The 16,003-nt window shown below is 41.5% G+C and carries 17 protein-coding genes, 1 tRNA gene, 1 pseudogene and 1 CRISPR repeat array; of the genes and pseudogenes, 7 read left to right on the forward strand and 12 right to left on the reverse strand.

Features of this window, described 5'->3' with window-relative positions; translation table 11 throughout:
* Positions 1-79: 79 nt before the first annotated feature.
* Positions 80-1,810: an AAA family ATPase gene (locus B0X70_RS08960; RefSeq protein ID WP_217471343.1), complete on the reverse strand. Its 1,731-nt coding sequence runs from the start codon at positions 1,808-1,810 to the stop codon at positions 80-82.
* A 207-nt stretch (positions 1,811-2,017) separates the two neighbouring features.
* Here B0X70_RS08960 and matP point away from each other — a divergent pair, with 207 nt between their 5' ends.
* Positions 2,018-2,473, forward strand: coding sequence for a macrodomain Ter protein MatP (gene matP, locus B0X70_RS08965; RefSeq protein ID WP_040152875.1), 456 nt, complete (start codon positions 2,018-2,020; stop codon positions 2,471-2,473).
* A gap of 127 nt (positions 2,474-2,600) precedes the next feature.
* Here the strand turns inward: matP and ompA are convergent, their stop codons facing one another.
* Both ompA and sulA read right to left on the reverse strand, forming a co-directional pair.
* Positions 2,601-3,701, reverse strand: coding sequence for a porin OmpA (ompA, locus tag B0X70_RS08970; protein ID WP_040152877.1), 1,101 nt, complete (start codon positions 3,699-3,701; stop codon positions 2,601-2,603).
* A gap of 562 nt (positions 3,702-4,263) precedes the next feature.
* On the reverse strand, positions 4,264-4,845 hold the full coding sequence (gene sulA / locus B0X70_RS08975; RefSeq protein WP_217471344.1) for an SOS-induced cell division inhibitor SulA: 582 nt from the start codon (positions 4,843-4,845) through the stop codon (positions 4,264-4,266).
* 247 nt (positions 4,846-5,092) lie between these two features.
* On the opposite strand from sulA, the gene B0X70_RS08980 reads away from it, so the two are divergent.
* Positions 5,093-5,695: a TfoX/Sxy family DNA transformation protein gene (locus B0X70_RS08980; protein ID WP_036778848.1), complete on the forward strand. Its 603-nt coding sequence runs from the start codon at positions 5,093-5,095 to the stop codon at positions 5,693-5,695.
* Between the two features lie 59 nt (positions 5,696-5,754).
* On the opposite strand, the pseudogene B0X70_RS08985 reads toward B0X70_RS08980, so the two are convergent.
* A pseudogene (locus tag B0X70_RS08985) lies at positions 5,755-6,474 on the reverse strand (YccS family putative transporter); the annotation flags it as partial.
* A 214-nt stretch (positions 6,475-6,688) separates the two neighbouring features.
* On the opposite strand from B0X70_RS08985, the gene helD reads away from it, so the two are divergent.
* Positions 6,689-8,743 (forward strand): DNA helicase IV, encoded by a 2,055-nt coding sequence (gene helD, locus B0X70_RS08990; protein ID WP_217471345.1) that lies wholly within the window; start codon positions 6,689-6,691, stop codon positions 8,741-8,743.
* A 123-nt stretch (positions 8,744-8,866) separates the two neighbouring features.
* Here helD and B0X70_RS08995 read toward each other — a convergent pair whose 3' ends face one another.
* Complete coding sequence (locus B0X70_RS08995) at positions 8,867-9,325, reverse strand: methylglyoxal synthase (protein ID WP_217471346.1); 459 nt, start codon at positions 9,323-9,325, stop codon at positions 8,867-8,869.
* A 121-nt stretch (positions 9,326-9,446) separates the two neighbouring features.
* On the opposite strand from B0X70_RS08995, the gene B0X70_RS09000 reads away from it, so the two are divergent.
* Positions 9,447-9,860, forward strand: a complete 414-nt coding sequence (locus B0X70_RS09000) for a CoA-binding protein (RefSeq protein WP_036778840.1) — start codon at positions 9,447-9,449, stop codon at positions 9,858-9,860.
* Between the two features lie 422 nt (positions 9,861-10,282).
* Positions 10,283-11,871: direct repeats of the CRISPR family, unit length 28 nt; unit sequence GTGCACTGCCGTACAGGCAGCTTAGAAA.
* Between the two features lie 39 nt (positions 11,872-11,910).
* Here the strand turns inward: B0X70_RS09000 and hspQ are convergent.
* Positions 11,911-12,231 (reverse strand): heat shock protein HspQ, encoded by a 321-nt coding sequence (gene hspQ, locus B0X70_RS09005; protein WP_036807155.1) that lies wholly within the window; start codon positions 12,229-12,231, stop codon positions 11,911-11,913.
* 220 nt (positions 12,232-12,451) lie between these two features.
* Between hspQ and yccX the strand changes: the two genes are divergently transcribed.
* Positions 12,452-12,730, forward strand: a complete 279-nt coding sequence (gene yccX / locus B0X70_RS09010; RefSeq protein ID WP_036807158.1) for an acylphosphatase — start codon at positions 12,452-12,454, stop codon at positions 12,728-12,730.
* A 13-nt stretch (positions 12,731-12,743) separates the two neighbouring features.
* On the opposite strand, the gene tusE is transcribed toward yccX, so the two are convergent.
* Complete coding sequence (gene tusE / locus B0X70_RS09015; RefSeq protein WP_036807764.1) at positions 12,744-13,073, reverse strand: sulfurtransferase TusE; 330 nt, start codon at positions 13,071-13,073, stop codon at positions 12,744-12,746.
* A gap of 184 nt (positions 13,074-13,257) precedes the next feature.
* On the opposite strand from tusE, the gene B0X70_RS09020 reads away from it, so the two are divergent.
* Together B0X70_RS09020 and B0X70_RS09025 are read left to right on the forward strand one after the other, a co-directional pair.
* A tRNA-Ser gene (locus B0X70_RS09020) sits at positions 13,258-13,345 on the forward strand.
* Positions 13,346-13,518: 173 nt separating this feature from the next.
* Positions 13,519-14,730, forward strand: coding sequence for a tyrosine-type recombinase/integrase (locus tag B0X70_RS09025; protein WP_217471705.1), 1,212 nt, complete (start codon positions 13,519-13,521; stop codon positions 14,728-14,730).
* Here the strand turns inward: B0X70_RS09025 and B0X70_RS09030 are convergent, their stop codons facing one another.
* From B0X70_RS09030 to B0X70_RS09050, 5 genes are read right to left on the reverse strand one after another with little or no spacing between them, the layout of a single operon-like run.
* Positions 14,731-14,937 (reverse strand): helix-turn-helix transcriptional regulator, encoded by a 207-nt coding sequence (locus tag B0X70_RS09030; protein WP_036807163.1) that lies wholly within the window; start codon positions 14,935-14,937, stop codon positions 14,731-14,733.
* Positions 14,927-15,262 (reverse strand): hypothetical protein, encoded by a 336-nt coding sequence (locus tag B0X70_RS09035; RefSeq protein ID WP_105397256.1) that lies wholly within the window; start codon positions 15,260-15,262, stop codon positions 14,927-14,929. Before B0X70_RS09035 ends, B0X70_RS09030 begins: the two co-directional genes overlap by 11 nt.
* A complete protein-coding gene (locus B0X70_RS09040) occupies positions 15,259-15,441 on the reverse strand; it encodes a hypothetical protein (RefSeq protein ID WP_036807169.1) in 183 nt (60 codons plus the stop codon). The genes B0X70_RS09035 and B0X70_RS09040 overlap by 4 nt, the downstream gene beginning before the upstream one ends.
* Positions 15,431-15,742 carry a hypothetical protein gene (locus B0X70_RS09045; protein ID WP_052739470.1) on the reverse strand — a complete coding sequence of 104 codons (312 nt, stop codon included), beginning with the start codon at positions 15,740-15,742 and terminating at the stop codon, positions 15,431-15,433. Before B0X70_RS09045 ends, B0X70_RS09040 begins: the two co-directional genes overlap by 11 nt.
* Positions 15,739-15,960 carry a hypothetical protein gene (locus B0X70_RS09050; protein ID WP_036807767.1) on the reverse strand — a complete coding sequence of 74 codons (222 nt, stop codon included), beginning with the start codon at positions 15,958-15,960 and terminating at the stop codon, positions 15,739-15,741. Before B0X70_RS09050 ends, B0X70_RS09045 begins: the two co-directional genes overlap by 4 nt.
* Between the last annotated feature and the right edge of the window lie 43 nt (positions 15,961-16,003).

The raw sequence follows: 16,003 nt of genomic DNA on the forward strand, positions 1-16,003 counted from the left end.
TCAGATAGCCTTATATTTAATGTAGGGTAAATAATAGAGTACACTTGTACGCTGAACAACTCCGATCAGACATTCTGAATTAACCCAACCAGCGAAGAAACCACGGGAATTTAGGCCGTTCTTGATTATTCGCCTGTGTTATACGTTCTTGTATCATAGCTAACAAGTGTGTTTCTTGTTGATCATAATAAGGGATACCTGTTAATAAAGGCAGCGCTTCAGAAACATGTTTTACTGACCATAAATGGAATTTTTGATCTTTTACCGCATTTACAACGGCTTGATTGAGACATAAATGACGGATGTTCGCCTCTGGTAGGATAACTCCTTGTTGACCAGTTAGTCCTCTGCGATGGCATACTTCAAAGAAACCTTCGATTTTTTCGTTAATACCGCCGATGGGTTGAACGTAACCAAATTGATCTACTGCACCTGTGACCGCCAGTTGTTGATCAATGGGTTGCAGGGAAAGCGCGCTTATCAGTGCGCATAATTCAGCAAGAGAAGCACTGTCGCCGTCAACTTCACTATAAGACTGTTCAAATGCAATAGATGCAGAGAAAGGCTGCGGTTGATCCAACTTTAGCTCGGAAATCAAAAAGGCTTGCATAATCATCATGCCTTTCGCATGGATATTGCCACCTAACTCGACTTTGCGTTCAACATCAATAAATTCCCCATCTCCTATATGAGCCACGCAAGTGATGCGAGATGGTTCTCCTACTGAATCAGGGTGGCCGGGGTACTCCAGCACAGATAATCCATTAATTTGGCCAATGACCATGCCTTGGGTGCGGATAAGAATCTGGCCTTGATGAATTTCCTCTAAACCGCGTTCTGGCAGATAGTTGTGACGCCAGCGGCGATTCTCCTCTGCTTGTTTAATAGATTGAGCTGTAATCTGATTTTCTTGCTGATAGAGTGCGGCGGTGGTGAGTTGCCGCTGTAGCCAAAGAATATCCAAAGGCAGGTGGTATTGATCTTCCACATAACGAGTTGCTTGTTGGACAAGCTCAGGCCAGGCATTATGATTCAATGGAGGTAATTGCCATTGTTGAATAAGTCCATTGATATAATTGCACCACAGGCTTAAATCCTGCTCATTATGAAATGGCATATCCAGATCAAATTCACCATACAGAGCGCTTTTGGCTAATTCAGGTTCTGTTGCCTGAAACTCTTCAAGGTTTAGACGATCTCCAACCAGAATCAGACGTAGCTTTAATGGCATCGAGGGGATAGGTAATGGTAACGGTTTGTTGCTATCCGGAGACAACCATTCAAAGCGTTGCTGAATAATCATTTGTTTCAGGCGAACCCACATTAATGGCTGAGAAAGTAGGGTACGTAATGGCAGAATAAGTACACCGCCATTTACCTGATGAATCAGACCAGGTTGTAAGTGAATTTCTCCGTTGTGAGAGTGGAAACAGCCAAATAATTGCTCTGCTTCTATCCATTCACGATAAGCCACGCGTAACTCAGGTGTGAAATGGCCTTCTGTTGATGGTTGCCAGCTAATTTTTTGTTGCTGGATGTGATAATTGCCACCAATTTGGGGAAGTTCTTTTGTGAGTAATGGATGGATAGACTCAGCTAACGCTGACAAATAAGTATCACATTCTTCAGCTTTCAATAGCATAAAAGGCTGGCCGGAATCCATCCGGCAAAAAAGCTGCAAACCACTATGTAGCCGTGATTGAACGGCTTCCATACTGGCAGGTGCCTGTTGGGAAGCAGAATGAAAGAGCGCATCATAAGGCGTGCAATTCGGCAGTAATGCCTGCCAGTCTAGTTTGTTAGTGGTCAAAATGATCAGCTATATATTGTAAAGTAGGAAAGTGCCGATTATACAAGATTAAGATATAAACCAACATGCTTGAATGTTTGCTATTGTAGACACTTTATGTAAAACATAATTTGATCAAAAAGCAGAGATTAATCGGTTTGGCTATAAGCAATTTACTAAAATAGTTGTTATGCTTATTTTTGGTTACGCTGTCACTGAGAAAGTAAGATGAAATATCAACAACTGGAAAATTTGGAATGTGGCTGGAAATGGGCTTATCTGATGAAAAAACATCAAGAAGGCGAGCTAATTACTAAATATATTGAAAGCAGTGCGGCTCATGCAGCAGTTGATAAACTCATTGAACTTGAGAGTGAACCGGTAAGGGTACTGAAATGGATTGAGCAACATATGAATCCTGATTTATCCAACCGAATGAAACAAACTATCCGCGCTCGGCGTAAACGGCATTTTAATGCGGAACATCAGCATACTCGTAAGAAATCCATCGATTTAGATTTTCCCGTGTGGAATCGCTTATCTGCGCTTTCTCAGCGACGGGGTAATACACTGTCAGAAACTATCATCCAGTTAATTGAAGATGCTGAACGGAAAGAAAAATATGCCAATCAGATGTCTAGCTTGAAACACGACTTGGAAGCTATTCTGGGTAAGAAAGAATAATTTCAGTTGTTATAGATTGATATCGCAATAAGCTCCTTAAAGTAGATTCACTGTAAGTAAAAGAAAACCCCATTTGGCAATGAGGTTTTCTGCGCTTTTGATGATTAATTATAACCAAGAAAGGCTATTATTGAGCGGATTTTGCTTGAGTAACAACTTCTTTAATGCCCTGAATTTCGATCTCTACGCGACGATCTGGCGCCAGGCAGTTGATTAGGTTAGGTTTGCGAACCTTATCACAGGTTGAACCGGTGACTGGATTTGCTTTACCGTGGCCTTCTGCGCTGATGCTGCCGGCAGGGATACCTTTAGATACCAGATAGTCAACTACGCTTTGAGCGCGTTTTTGAGACAGTTTCTGATTGTAAGCGTCTTTACCGATACGGTCGGTGTAGCCTAAAACCAGCACCTTGCCCTGATTTGGGTCGATGTTTGCTAACTCAGTATAGAGTTGATCCAGAGTATGTTTACCTTCGGTTTTCAGCTCAGAACTTGCAAATTCGAACAGCACGTCAGAACGCAGGGTAAAACGCTTATTTTCAACAACGGGTGCTGGAGCTGGTGTTGGAGCAACAACCGGAGCTGGAGCAACAACTGGGGCTGCTGCTTCATCTTGGCCGAAACGGTAAGAAACACCAACGCTTAACAGACCGTTATCAGGACGTGCGCCTACTGAGCCTGCGTCACCGATATTGTTAACCCACTGGTAGTCCAGACGAGTAGCCCAGTCTTTAGTTATCGCATACTCAACACCGATGGCCGCCAATGGAGAAACACCGGTGTCATGATTTTTCAGATGAGTATTGGTTGCGCCGTAATTTGCTTTGGAATCTGCCCGCCAAACCATACCGCCTAAGCGAGTATAGATATCCAAGTCATCCATAATTGGATAGCTCAGTTTGGTTGCCAATTGGAAACCGTGGGCTTTGAAGGCGCCATTATTGACGCTGCCTTTGTAAGACATACGTCCTAACCAGTCATAACCTATTTCAAAACCCAGGTATGGATTGGCTTGATAACCTAAGAAAGCACCCGCACCCAATTGGTTTTTATGAGTAGGGCCATTACCGATCGCACTGGTATAACCGTTGCCGTAGAAGTTTACGTCATGGTATTGGGACCAACCCAACTTACCACCGGTATACCAAGTGTTGTCTTTTGGAGCTGCTTGCGTTGCAGTTGTGAAAGCGGCCACTGCCACTGCTATCGCGATAGCTGTCTTTTTCATTTTAACGCCTCGTTATTATCATCACCCAATAGGCAATTGGCTTTGGAAGCCTTTTTGCTTACTGCCTATCCCATTAGGCTTTCATTTGCCATTCTTTGTAATAAAAGCGAGCACTGAATTGTGCTCAAATTCTCCGGTACCATTATTGTGTGTACACTTTGAATTTTGCGCGTTTCTATGTTCACTATTCATCCATAAGAATGGCTTGCACTAATTTTAGCATCTTTTAATATCTACTAAGATAGGCTGTCGAGCCATATTGATTAAAAACTCAGTTAGAGGAATGCTGCACTTTTTCATAAAACCGATAGACTAAACAATACAAGGGTACTAAGTGCAGTAACCTTTAATGGTGTAAAGTCTACAACGAAGTTAAAAAGTTACAAGTGTCCCTTGATTAATAGAGTAAAAAATTTAAAAGGTAATGTATAATTTTTTTAAAAAATTTACTATTCTTTACAACTAATCTTGCCTTAGTTAATTGATTTTAATTGTGATTAGTGATTTTCGGTCTGGATTGGTTATTTTGTGTTATAAATATTGCGATAATTCCTAGTTTTGGTCAATGATAGTAAATGGAATGGATTTTTAGTAAATCTGCTCGCGATTCAGCACAGTTGGTTTCTTTATTTACATCTTGTGGGCGCATAATAAAGCCCAGTGCGTTACCTTTTTGTGCCGCAGCCTGTAATTTTACGGTATCCTTTTCTGATAACTTTGGTAACCAGCCAAGGACCACGCTATAATTACCACTCGCTAATGCTCTTTCCATTGCTTCCACCGTTGTAATGGAGCTGATGCGATTTAATTGGACAATTTTATCTAAAGGTAATCCAGAGTTAATTAACCATTGACGGCTTAGTTTCTTATGTGGACTAACCCATAGCAACCAGCGAGCCTCATTTCCTGATTGGCGTAACAAAGGTAGCAATATACGATTAATGATAGCTTGGTTATCGCTATATTGGTTATCACTATAAATCAATTCACTCACTATACCCTCTTTACCCTCTTTACCCTCTTTACCCTCTTTCACTACTCCCTCTCTTTTGGCTGAATTATCTTGTGTAGGTGAAGAGAGTGATAGCTGCTTTTTGGTTGACTGATGTTTAGAAGGGTAAACCCAGGATGATTGAATGCCCATAATGAACCTTGCCACGATTAACTGTATTAATATACAGTATCTTCATATCAGGCTAAGATCAAGTCTATTTTTTCAAAGAGCTTCGCAAATATTGACTGTAAATGGCTGTAAACTCATTTAACCATTGGCAGGGAAAATTGAATTGCGTATGTTTTTAATTGCTTGTTCCTGTTATTTATTTTACTAATAACTGGGTCAAATCTATGGATAAGAGATTTATTTGCACAAAACTCATGGAGTGATCTGTATGTTTTTGTCTGAGGTACGTTTTACTCAACTCAAAAATGGTTTTTCGTCGTTTGGAACATTGACAAGGAAGCCACAGTTTGGCGGTTACAGCCTGTTATCTGATGGGATTATGTTCGCTATTATTGCTGATGGAGAATTATATTTACGAGGAAATGGACATGCTGAAGTATTATTTAAAGCCAGAGGAATGAAAAACTATATTTACTCGAAAAAGGGAGTGCCTGTAACTTTGCGTTATTACCAAGTGGTTGAATCACTTTGGCAAGATCAAGAGTTGTTATCTCAATATGCGTACTTGGCTTATCACTACTCATTTATTGAAATGGCGGGTAAAAAGAAAATGCCGGAGCGCTTGAAGGATTTGCCTAATCTTGGAATGTCTTTAGAACGCCAGTTATGGAAAGTTGGAATATGTAAAGTTGAAGATTTACGGTTGTTAGGTGCGAAAGCCAGTTATTTAAAACTGCATCAATATAAAAGAAAATCTAATATTAATTTATTGCTTGCTTTGGCTGGTGCAATTGAAGGATGTCATTCAGCCGTTTTACCGGTACAGATCCGTAATGATTTATTACGTTGGCACAAGGAACTGGCTTGTTAGATCTTTATCGAGAATAGCTAATGAAAGGGGCAGTCAACTGCCCCAGTATATCAATCTGGTTATAATTGATTAATTTCTTTAATGATATTTACAATTTCAGGTGACAATCCTATTAATAAACCAGTTTGTTGCAATACCAGTTGCTCTTTGTTATTTCTTTCTGCCGGAGCTTGCTCAATTTTTTTCACTATGTTGACAGGTATTTGCTTAATTCTATCATCATCTATTAATGCCGGTTTTAATGCTGTATCGACATAACAAACAGCATCATTAAGAATGTCCAGAATAACTTTATTATCCAATTTATCTCGGTGTGCTTCCAGCGCAGAGATGTAACTTAGCATGGTGTGATTTAGGCACAATAACCGGAATGCCCTTTCTTGAACAGTCTGGTCACTTTTCGGCTCGGCAGACATGTTTGAAATAACGGATGCCAGTTCTGCGTCACTATTATGGGCATCACGGCGGGCAATTTGATAGTTCAATCCGTTATCTTTTCCCTGATAATATTGAGCTAAAATGGCATCAAGGTAGCGACAATTGGTGTTCATCGTCCGATTTATCACTTGTGATAACTGGCGGAATTTCCAGTCTTGCCAGATGAAATTTACCGCTAACAAGTTGAAGCATAATAGTACCAGTAATGTGATAAACAGAGTTGCATGTGCATACTGGGTATTGCGGAAGGTGAAGAATAATACGCCAGAAATAACAATTTGCCCACGTAGGCCAGCGTCAATCCGTCGTAAAGACGGTTGCGGCCTGAGAAGTGGGAAGCCTCGCCGTTTTTTACGGCGGGGAGCAGTCACGATACGGTTATAATAGAGAAAATGACTGTTATAAAGAAAACGGTGCGGACCGGAAAACAGTTAGCACAAAATACCCCTGAGGTAATAATAACGGTCATAAGTAACATTATGATAAAAGGTTTATTAGTGATAAAAAACGCTTATAAGACATAATTCAACTATTTTTTAGGTATGGCGCTCAATAATGGAACTTAAAGCAACACAAATTGGCCAACGTCTTGCTCAGCATCCTTATAATCGGGTGCGTTTGCTGAATGCGGGTATTGAAGTCAGTGGTGAAAAGCATCAATACCTTATCCCATTTAACCAGCTAATTAATATTCAGTGTAAACGAGGTATTGTCTGGGGGGAGTTAGAGTTTGAACTGCCCAATAGACAAGCAGTTCGTCTTCATGGCACTGAATGGCAGCAAACTCAGCGTTTTTACCATTATCTGCTTGGTGAATGGCAGAAATGGAGCCAGGAAATGAGTGATATTAGTGCTAATGTGCTGGCAACTCAGGTTAGTGAAATCAACAGAATTGACCAACAGAATCGCTGGTTTAAAAAAACGGATTTATTCCAGTTGCAACAGCGGATTCAGGCAGCGTTTCAGGCTTTACCATTGCCGTTACAACGTCTGGAACAATTTGATAATTGCCGGGAAGGGTATCAAACATGTTTGAGCTGGCTTGAGAATGGCGAGAAGCTTGTTGAAAAGATGAATCTGCAATGGACAGAACGTATGTTGGAGCAACATCGTGACTTCTTTCAGCGGGTAGAAACATCTCCGTTAAATCTTTCTCAGAGTTTGTCTGTTGTTAACGGTGAAAATTCAATTCTGGTTCTTGCTGGCGCAGGGAGTGGAAAAACATCGGTGTTAGTTGCGAGAGCGGGTTGGTTATTACTTCGCCAACAGGTAATTCCCGAACAGATATTATTGTTAGCGTTTGATAATCAGGCTGTAAGTGAGATGAATGAACGGATTCATATCCGTCTTGGTGTGAATGATATTAAAGTAAAAACGTTTCATGATCTGGCGTTGCATATTATTCAGCAAGGAAGTAATAAAGTACCCAAAATCAGCGAGCTGGAAACTGATGAGCAAAAAAGAAGAGATTTTTTGATTAAACACTGGCAACAACAATGCAGTGAAAAGAAAGCGCAAGCCAAAGGTTGGCGAGAATGTCTGACGGAAGAGTTGAAATGGGAAGTGCCGGAAGGTGAATTTTGGCACGATGAACAACTTGCTAACCGTTTGTCAGACCGGCTTGAGCGTTGGTTGGGTTTGATGCGTATACATGGTGGTAGCCAGAAGGCGATGATAGAGCAAGCTCAGGAAGAGTATCTGGATCGGTTTCAAAAATGTATTCGCCTGATGGGGCCTTTATTAAAAGCGTGGAAATCTGAATTAAAAACAGAAGGTGCTGTTGATTACTCAGGGTTAATCCATCAGGCGGTGAATATTCTGGATAAAGGGCGGTTTATCAGCCCGTGGAAGCATATTCTGGTGGATGAGTTTCAGGATATTTCACCATTAGGGGCCAAATTGCTCGCTGCATTGCGAGCACAAAACAGCCAAAGCTGTCTGCTTGCCGTAGGGGATGATTGGCAAGCAATATATCGTTTCAGTGGTGCGGAACCGATGTTGACTACCGTATTTGCTGATTATTTTGGTAAAGATGCTGAATGTGTATTGGATATCTCTTATCGGTTTAATGATAGGATTGGTGAGGTTGCAAACGAGTTTGTGCAACAAAACCCAAATCAATTAAGTAAGCCACTAAATAGTTTGATTAAGGATAATAAAAAATCAATTGTCATTCTGCCAGAAGATCAGCTTGAATCTTTATTGAATAAAATGAGTGGCTATGTCACTGAGCAGGAAACGATTTTATTACTAGCACGTTATCACTATTTGAAACCTGAATTACTGAAAAAAGCAGCAACTCGCTGGCCTAAATTGAAAATAGAGTTTATGACTGTCCATGCATCCAAAGGACGACAAGCGGATTATGTCATTATTCTTGGCTTGCATCAGGGGAAAGATGGTTTTCCTGCACCGGCAAGGGAATCGGTGATGGAGCGGGTTTTATTGCCGCCGCTGGAAGATTTTCCGGATGCGGAGGAGCGTCGCCTTTTGTATGTTGCATTAACACGGGCGAAGAAGCAGGTATGGTTGATGCAGGATAAGAAGAATCCATCAGTATTTGTGCGTCAATTAGAGCGGCTAAATGTGCCTGTTCAACGTAAACCTTGAGGTTTTGCCTGGCTGAAATATTCAGGGCTATCATGGGATACCTTTGCTGGAAATCTCACTCTTGTTTTTTCCTAGTATCTGACTTGGAGAAAACGTGTAGTTGTAGGTATATGTTGCAAAGACTTATTTCAGACGTTCATTTAAATAATTTTGATAATCAGGCACTTGAATACTTACTGATTCAGAAAACAGAGGAGAACTAACAATAAAATCCGCAGACGCCAGGTTAGTTGCAACGGGGATATTCCATACTGTAGCAAGGCGCAGCAGTGCTTTTACATCAGGATCATGAGGTACGGAATTAAGCGGGTCCCAGAAAAATATCAACACATCAATTTTCCCTTCTGAGATTAGAGAACCAATTTGTTGATCTCCACCCATTGGGCCACTAAGCATATTGGTAACGGGTAATCCGGTTTCGTTCTGAATCAGATTACCGGTTGTGCCGGTAGCGTATAAATGGTGTTTCTTGAGTAAATTCTTATGTTTTTTGGACCAAGTTAATAGCGAAATTTTACAGTGGTCATGTGCAATAAGCGCTATATTTTTAGTGATTGCCATTGTGCGAGTTGTCAATTCCATGAGATGCCTTTAGTAATCGTTATTGTGTTTTCGAACGTAGTTAGCTCAATTGATAACAATGTTTATCATATACATTGTAATAAATAAACAAAGTAAAACACCGAATTTTGAGGAAGAGTAAATGAGTGACCAGCAAATTGCAGACATACTAAAACGAGTAAAAGTTATTGCTCTGGTAGGAGCAAGTGAAAAAACTACGCGTCCAAGTTATAAAGTTATGGCTTATTTACTGGAACAAGGCTATCAGGTGATCCCTGTCAGCCCGAAGCTTGCCGGACAAACATTGCTTGGGCAACGAGTGTATGCACAACTGGCAGATATTCCACAACCTGTTGATATAGTTGATGTATTTCGTAATGCGGAAGCTGCATATGACATTGCGCAAGAAGCTATAGATATCAAAGCAAAAGTGCTCTGGTTGCAACTTGGTGTTATTAATGAGCAAGCAAAAGTATTAGCAGAGGAAGCAGGTCTGGAAGTTGTTATGGATCGCTGCCCAAAAATTGAAATTCCGAGACTGGGACTCGAAAAATAATATTTTTCAGTTTGTAGTTACTTAGTTTCTAATCAATGGACGAAGGGAGCCTGGCACCAATATCTAATACAAACTTAAGGCGTTGGATGAGAAATGGTGCCCGGGTTCCAAGTGTTCAAATAATGTTTAAGTTGAATATTGAGTTTACTGTTCTAGACATCTTATAAAATCTATTTTTACAGTTATTACAATATTTTAAGGCAATTTTGGTTGTTCTTATGGTTGCTAAGTTTTGCCAGAATCTACACTTTTATTGCTATAAGATAGGTGTTTTTGCTGTACCCCAGTTTTAACCCTTTTTTATCATTAAAAAATAACCTATTGATTTAAAAGAAAAATTAAGTATCGCCTAAAAAAAGGGTTTTTTCATTTTTTATCATTATATTCTTTAACAGTCAGCAACTTAAGGTTAATATGTAACAGTGCACTGCCGTACAGGCAGCTTAGAAAATTACGCAATGCGCCGAACGCCGAAGAAACCGGTGCACTGCCGTACAGGCAGCTTAGAAACTTTATCGTCAGTTGCTATTGACCAAACGGCCTGTGCACTGCCGTACAGGCAGCTTAGAAAAGAGATAGAAATTGTTTACCTTCATTTTGACAGTGCACTGCCGTACAGGCAGCTTAGAAAAGCGACCGACGCGAGCCGCGCTCGGTGCATACGTGCACTGCCGTACAGGCAGCTTAGAAACTCTCGATAAATACGACGATAAAGCAGTCACAGTGCACTGCCGTACAGGCAGCTTAGAAATATTTCATCCCATGTTTCAAATTGTTTTTTATGTGCACTGCCGTACAGGCAGCTTAGAAAGCCGATTCGTGGCCTATTATTGTTAAGAATAAGTGCACTGCCGTACAGGCAGCTTAGAAAAATCACATTCAAGTGCATTATCTCGTTCCGTGGTGCACTGCCGTACAGGCAGCTTAGAAATCTATGGGAGGTACGCGTATTATTCAGATTCTGTGCACTGCCGTACAGGCAGCTTAGAAATAAATACCTATGGGTGGTCATTAAGATATAGTGTGCACTGCCGTACAGGCAGCTTAGAAAACGCTTGGGGAGCTAACAGTCAGCGTCACAGAGTGCACTGCCGTACAGGCAGCTTAGAAATTATCGGCATCCTGAATTTTCAAGTGCAATATGTGCACTGCCGTACAGGCAGCTTAGAAATGAGCGGGAATAGTATAAGCACGAGTCATACTGTGCACTGCCGTATAGGCAGCTTAGAAAGAAGTGACCGGGGGCGATATTTCTCTTGAAGCGTGCACTGCCGTACAGGCAGCTTAGAAAAGAATGTACCAGAAGTGACTTTTGCCCCACCGGTGCACTGCCGTACAGGCAGCTTAGAAAAAATTTGTTGGGTGATTAAATGGCAACGGTAAGTGCACTGCCGTACAGGCAGCTTAGAAACCGGATCGACTCCCCGACTATCATCCCATCCTGTGCACTGCCGTACAGGCAGCTTAGAAATGGTATTTTTGGCGTGGGGAATATCGGTGATGGTGCACTGCCGTACAGGCAGCTTAGAAAAAATCAATGTAGGCTTGCTGCGCTTTCATCAAGTGCACTGCCGTACAGGCAGCTTAGAAATACTTGATACCAATCATTATAATAACCTGCTCGCGCACTGCCGTACAGGCAGCTTAGAAAGCTGCGTGCCAGCAACGGTTATGGTACTACTGGTGCACTGCCGTACAGGCAGCTTAGAAAAAGGATGCTGAGAAATGGTACATCCAAACACCGTGCACTGCCGTACAGGCAGCTTAGAAAAGGATGGCTTTCGACATGCTCAACTCAGCCCAGTGCACTGCCGTACAGGCAGCTTAGAAAAAAATATGCACTAGCTGCTAGTACGTCATGGTGTGCACTGCCGTACAGGCAGCTTAGAAAATTGAGTAAACTAATAATTATCAAGGATAGTGGTGCACTGCCGTACAGGCAGCTTAGAAATGTTCATGTTCGCGTTAGGGATGAAAACGGCCATGCACTGCCGTACAGGCAGCTTAAAACACGATAACTGCCTTAGGTTGTTTAGGTATAAATGGGAGATTAATTGCGCAGCCTTGGGGCCAGTAGCTGATTGCGGATAGATTCTGCTAGTTCATCTAGAGAAGGTTGCTCTGGATGTTCATCAGATGTTTCATAGGCTAATTGCGCTTCAGCCAAATAAGTATGTACAGGTTGACCGTTGTCATCTTCCATCACAACGTGATACCAGGGAGCGGAACGCAAGGTAGCATTGGATGCAATGTCATCCTCTTGGGGTTGTTCCAGAGAGTATTCCACATCAATATCCACGATGACTCCTAAATAACCAAGAAGCTTGTGACGTACTTGTTGGCCGATACCGAATTTGCTGGCGATAATCATAGTCACCTCCAAAGAAGATCTTGCATTGAGATTGATATAAGGGCAGTAAGGTGAATTACAAGAGCATACCCGGTGGTTGAAGCCTTTTTTTGCTTTAATTGTGAGTGTGACTTCATCTATTTCAGGTTAGCTGTAGTAAATATAAAACACAACCAACAGTCGTGTGCTTAACTATATATGTGAGCGATACCGCAAGGTGATTGGGTTGATAGGGGTAATTATGATTAAATCTGGAATAACAATTTATGTTTATGGCCGGGTTCAGGGAGTTGGGTTTCGCTATCAAACTTTTCGTTGGGCGAAATTTAATAGGCTGACAGGTTATGTCTGTAATTTGCATGACGGCAGTGTCAAAATCGTAGCTTATGGTGACAGTGAACAACTAAATAAATTAACCCATTGGTTGGAGCAGGGTGGTCCACCGGGAGCACGAATAGATAACCTTTCCTTTCACACCTGCGCAGTGGAGGATGTTGCAGATTTTAGCGTCCGCCACTGAGCTAGATTATTGATTAGATACATTTTACCGGTTTCGGCAGCCCGGCAATTTTAGTTGCCTGCTTTGCCGGTCCTTTGGGAAACAAGCGGTAAAGATAGCGACTGTTGCCTTTTTCTTCGCCATACTTTTGTGCAATTGCTTTTACTAACATACGGACAGCCGGGGATGTATTAAACTCCTTATAAAATTCCCGGATAAAAAGAATGACTTCCCAATGCTGTTCAGTCAAAGTGATTTCTTCTTGTTCGGCGAGGAGTAAAGCTATTGCTTCCTGCCAGTCACTACTGTTTTTCAGATAACCTTGCGCATCGGTTTCGATTTCTTGACCTTCGAATACCAACATAATCATTAATAACCATCAAAGAAAAGTAGCCGTAATTTAGCAAAAATCACTTCCGTACCCAAGGATAGGATGCACATATGCGGATAAAATAAGCCAACGACCATGAAAAAGAGTAAATTTACGGCAATCGAACAGAAGGAGACTTTACATCTTTCTCGGTGCTGTTTATAGTGCACGCCATTGCGGAGGGGTGGCCGAGCGGCTTAAGGCAGCGGTCTTGAAAACCGCCGATGGGAAACCATCCGAGAGTTCGAATCTCTCCTCCTCCGCCAATTACACTTCTACTAACATATCTTAAAGTCTATTTTCTTCAATAAAATCAAAGAGTATAGGAAAAACAAGTATCTTAAAGGCTCTTGGCATCTCTTAAAATCAACAGGAATTTGTGTATAGTTTTGTGTATAGTTTTTCCTGTACAAATTTTCCTATACACATTGGTGAGATGATGAAGCTAACAAACATGGCTATCAAGAAAGCCAAACCGGAAGAAAAGCCTTACACGTTGTCTGATGGAAACGGGCTTTCACTATTGGTAGAACCGAACGGCTCTAAAGGGTGGCGATTCCGCTATCGTTTTGATGATAAGCAGAAGATGATCTCTTTAGGTACTTACCCGGAGGTACCTTTAACGGAAGCCAGAAGAAGAACGGCAGAATGCCGCTCAATGGTTGCTGGTGGAATTAATCCTTCCGAAGCCAGAAAGCGGCAAAAACGAGAAAATATCATCACGTCAGAAAATACTTTTGAGAAAATCACTCGCGAGTGGTACGAAAAACGCAAAGATAGATGGTCGGTAGGGTATCGCTCTGACATGATGAGCGCATTTGAAAATGATGTCTTTCCTTATATTGGAGACAGGCCAATAGCAGACATAAAACCACTGGAATTATTGGATGTTCTTTCAAGATTGGAAAAACGCGGGGCAACTGAGAAGTTAAAAAAAGTCCGTCAGCGTTGTGGTGAGGTATGGAAATACGCCGTTATTACAGGTAGAGCTGAATATAATCCAGCCCCCGATCTTGCCAGTGCGTTTATCCCCCATAAAAGAGAGCATTATCCTCACTTAAAAATTGATGAACTCCCAGAATTTTTAAAGTCCATTGATAAGCATATGAGCAGCCAAGTAGTTAGGCATGCATTGAGAATTTTGATTCTTACAGGATTGCGCCCTGGTGAATTAAGAAATCTGGAATGGAGCGAAGTGGATTTAGAAAAGCGAATGGTAGAAATTTCTGCCGAAAGAATGAAAATGCGCAGGCCGCACTGTATTCCTTTATCTGATCAAGTAGTGACTTTGTTCCAGCAGTTGCACCCAATTAGTGGTGACTATCAACATGTATTCCCTAGCCGAACGGATTATAAAAAGCCAATTAGTGAAATGGCTATAAATGTTATGATGAAACGCATGGGGTATGGCGGCAGAGCTACGGGACATGGATTCCGTCACACAATGAGCACCATATTACATGAGCATAGCTTCCCATCTGAATGGATAGAATTGCAGCTTGCTCATGTTGATAAAAATAGCATCAGGGGCACGTATAACCATGCCCTTTATCTGGATGGACGCAGAGAGATGCTTCAATGGTACGCTGATTTTATGAATTCCCTAGAATACGGGAAAGATATTATTAATAGTCGCTTTAAAAATGACTAACTACGCATTATCTTCAATTGAGCAGCGGGATTTATTAATACGCTGCGCAATCCATTCATTGATTTCACACTCTATAAAGGCAATTGAACGAGGACCAATTTTAACTGGTTTAGGGAACTCCCCTTTATCTATTAATTTATAAGTCCATGACTTGCTATAACCCGTTCTATTTAAAACCTCATTTAATCTAATTAGCTTATTTGACATATACATCACTCCCTTTTCTAATATAACCGTTCTCCAAAATTATCCTTGCCACTGTTGCCGGAGTGGTTTCATCGCTCCAGGTAAGATCATCAATCAGGAAGTTCAGTTCAGCAGCAAGTACGGATTCTAAATCTTTGGGCCAATACTCATATGCAATATCGCTGTAATGAGAGTTCTTGATGACCTTAAGTGTCAGTAATACCATCTCTTCCGATGCTCTATCGGCTTTTCTGTAACCGGCATCCCAAACAGCATCGGTGATATCGGATGGATCACCCCATGCCGAGGCTATTACTTGGGTTAAGTGGAATGAGTTATTGATCATGCTTTTTCCTCGGTGTTATCGGCCTCGAATTTGATATAGTCGAGACCATCGGCTTGAGCTTTGTGTAATTCTTTAATAAATTGCTCTTTTGAATATCCAAGGCTTTTGGAAACGATATTTAATACTTGTTCATTTTCAAGAAGCTCATCTATTCCCATTGTGATTTTATTATTGCTCATGATCACTTTTCCTCTGGTGACTGACGGTATCTATATCTTGTCCGCAAAAAGGGCAGTAATTCACCATAACGCCAGTGCCGACAAATTCACCAGAATGTAACTGAACGATATCAGTACCCGGCTCTCCATTTACTACCTGTGGCGCTGGTGTCAGAGGAGGGCATTTGCCCTCGTGGATATAAAAATTACGTTTCATGCGGTGGATGATCTGCTGTGTATAGTCCCTGCCATCGTCGATATGGAATGTCGTCCTGATCAGTTCATCATCGGTATCTGCTATCTGGTTGTGCTCTTCCGTCACTGTTCGCTCTCCCTGCAAATGATTTTGTAGGCCCGCAATACGTGCGTTGTTTTGCCAGTGATAGTAGTTTTCCTTAATAGGAAACCGACAGACGAAGCACGAACGGGTACCATTAACAGGGCGGCATCGACACAACGGTTATGCTTGCGGCGTTCAGTGATGAAACTGGCAACGACGATCTGTGCAATGTTACCCTTGTCTAAGTATTCGATTTTCATCGCAATGACTCCTATTGTTTGCCAGCGCATTAAGATGAAAGTT

This window comes from Photorhabdus akhurstii (genome assembly GCF_019090985.1).
Taxonomy (GTDB): Bacteria; Pseudomonadota; Gammaproteobacteria; order Enterobacterales; family Enterobacteriaceae; genus Photorhabdus; species Photorhabdus akhurstii.

Coding starts and splice junctions, on each gene's coding strand:
- B0X70_RS09040 (WP_036807169.1), bottom strand. CDS start 15,441: ATGAGCAATAATAAAATCACAATGGGAATAGATGAGCTTCTTGAAAAT.
- B0X70_RS09035 (WP_105397256.1), bottom strand. CDS start 15,262: ATGATCAATAACTCATTCCACTTAACCCAAGTAATAGCCTCGGCATGG.
- matP (WP_040152875.1), top strand. CDS start 2,018: ATGAAATATCAACAACTGGAAAATTTGGAATGTGGCTGGAAATGGGCT.
- B0X70_RS09000 (WP_036778840.1), top strand. CDS start 9,447: ATGAGTGACCAGCAAATTGCAGACATACTAAAACGAGTAAAAGTTATT.
- yccX (WP_036807158.1), top strand. CDS start 12,452: ATGATTAAATCTGGAATAACAATTTATGTTTATGGCCGGGTTCAGGGA.
- sulA (WP_217471344.1), bottom strand. CDS start 4,845: ATGGGCATTCAATCATCCTGGGTTTACCCTTCTAAACATCAGTCAACC.
- B0X70_RS09025 (WP_217471705.1), top strand. CDS start 13,519: ATGAAGCTAACAAACATGGCTATCAAGAAAGCCAAACCGGAAGAAAAG.
- B0X70_RS09030 (WP_036807163.1), bottom strand. CDS start 14,937: ATGTCAAATAAGCTAATTAGATTAAATGAGGTTTTAAATAGAACGGGT.
- B0X70_RS08995 (WP_217471346.1), bottom strand. CDS start 9,325: ATGGAATTGACAACTCGCACAATGGCAATCACTAAAAATATAGCGCTT.
- hspQ (WP_036807155.1), bottom strand. CDS start 12,231: ATGATTATCGCCAGCAAATTCGGTATCGGCCAACAAGTACGTCACAAG.
- B0X70_RS09050 (WP_036807767.1), bottom strand. CDS start 15,960: ATGAAAATCGAATACTTAGACAAGGGTAACATTGCACAGATCGTCGTT.
- B0X70_RS08980 (WP_036778848.1), top strand. CDS start 5,093: ATGTTTTTGTCTGAGGTACGTTTTACTCAACTCAAAAATGGTTTTTCG.
- helD (WP_217471345.1), top strand. CDS start 6,689: ATGGAACTTAAAGCAACACAAATTGGCCAACGTCTTGCTCAGCATCCT.
- tusE (WP_036807764.1), bottom strand. CDS start 13,073: ATGTTGGTATTCGAAGGTCAAGAAATCGAAACCGATGCGCAAGGTTAT.
- ompA (WP_040152877.1), bottom strand. CDS start 3,701: ATGAAAAAGACAGCTATCGCGATAGCAGTGGCAGTGGCCGCTTTCACA.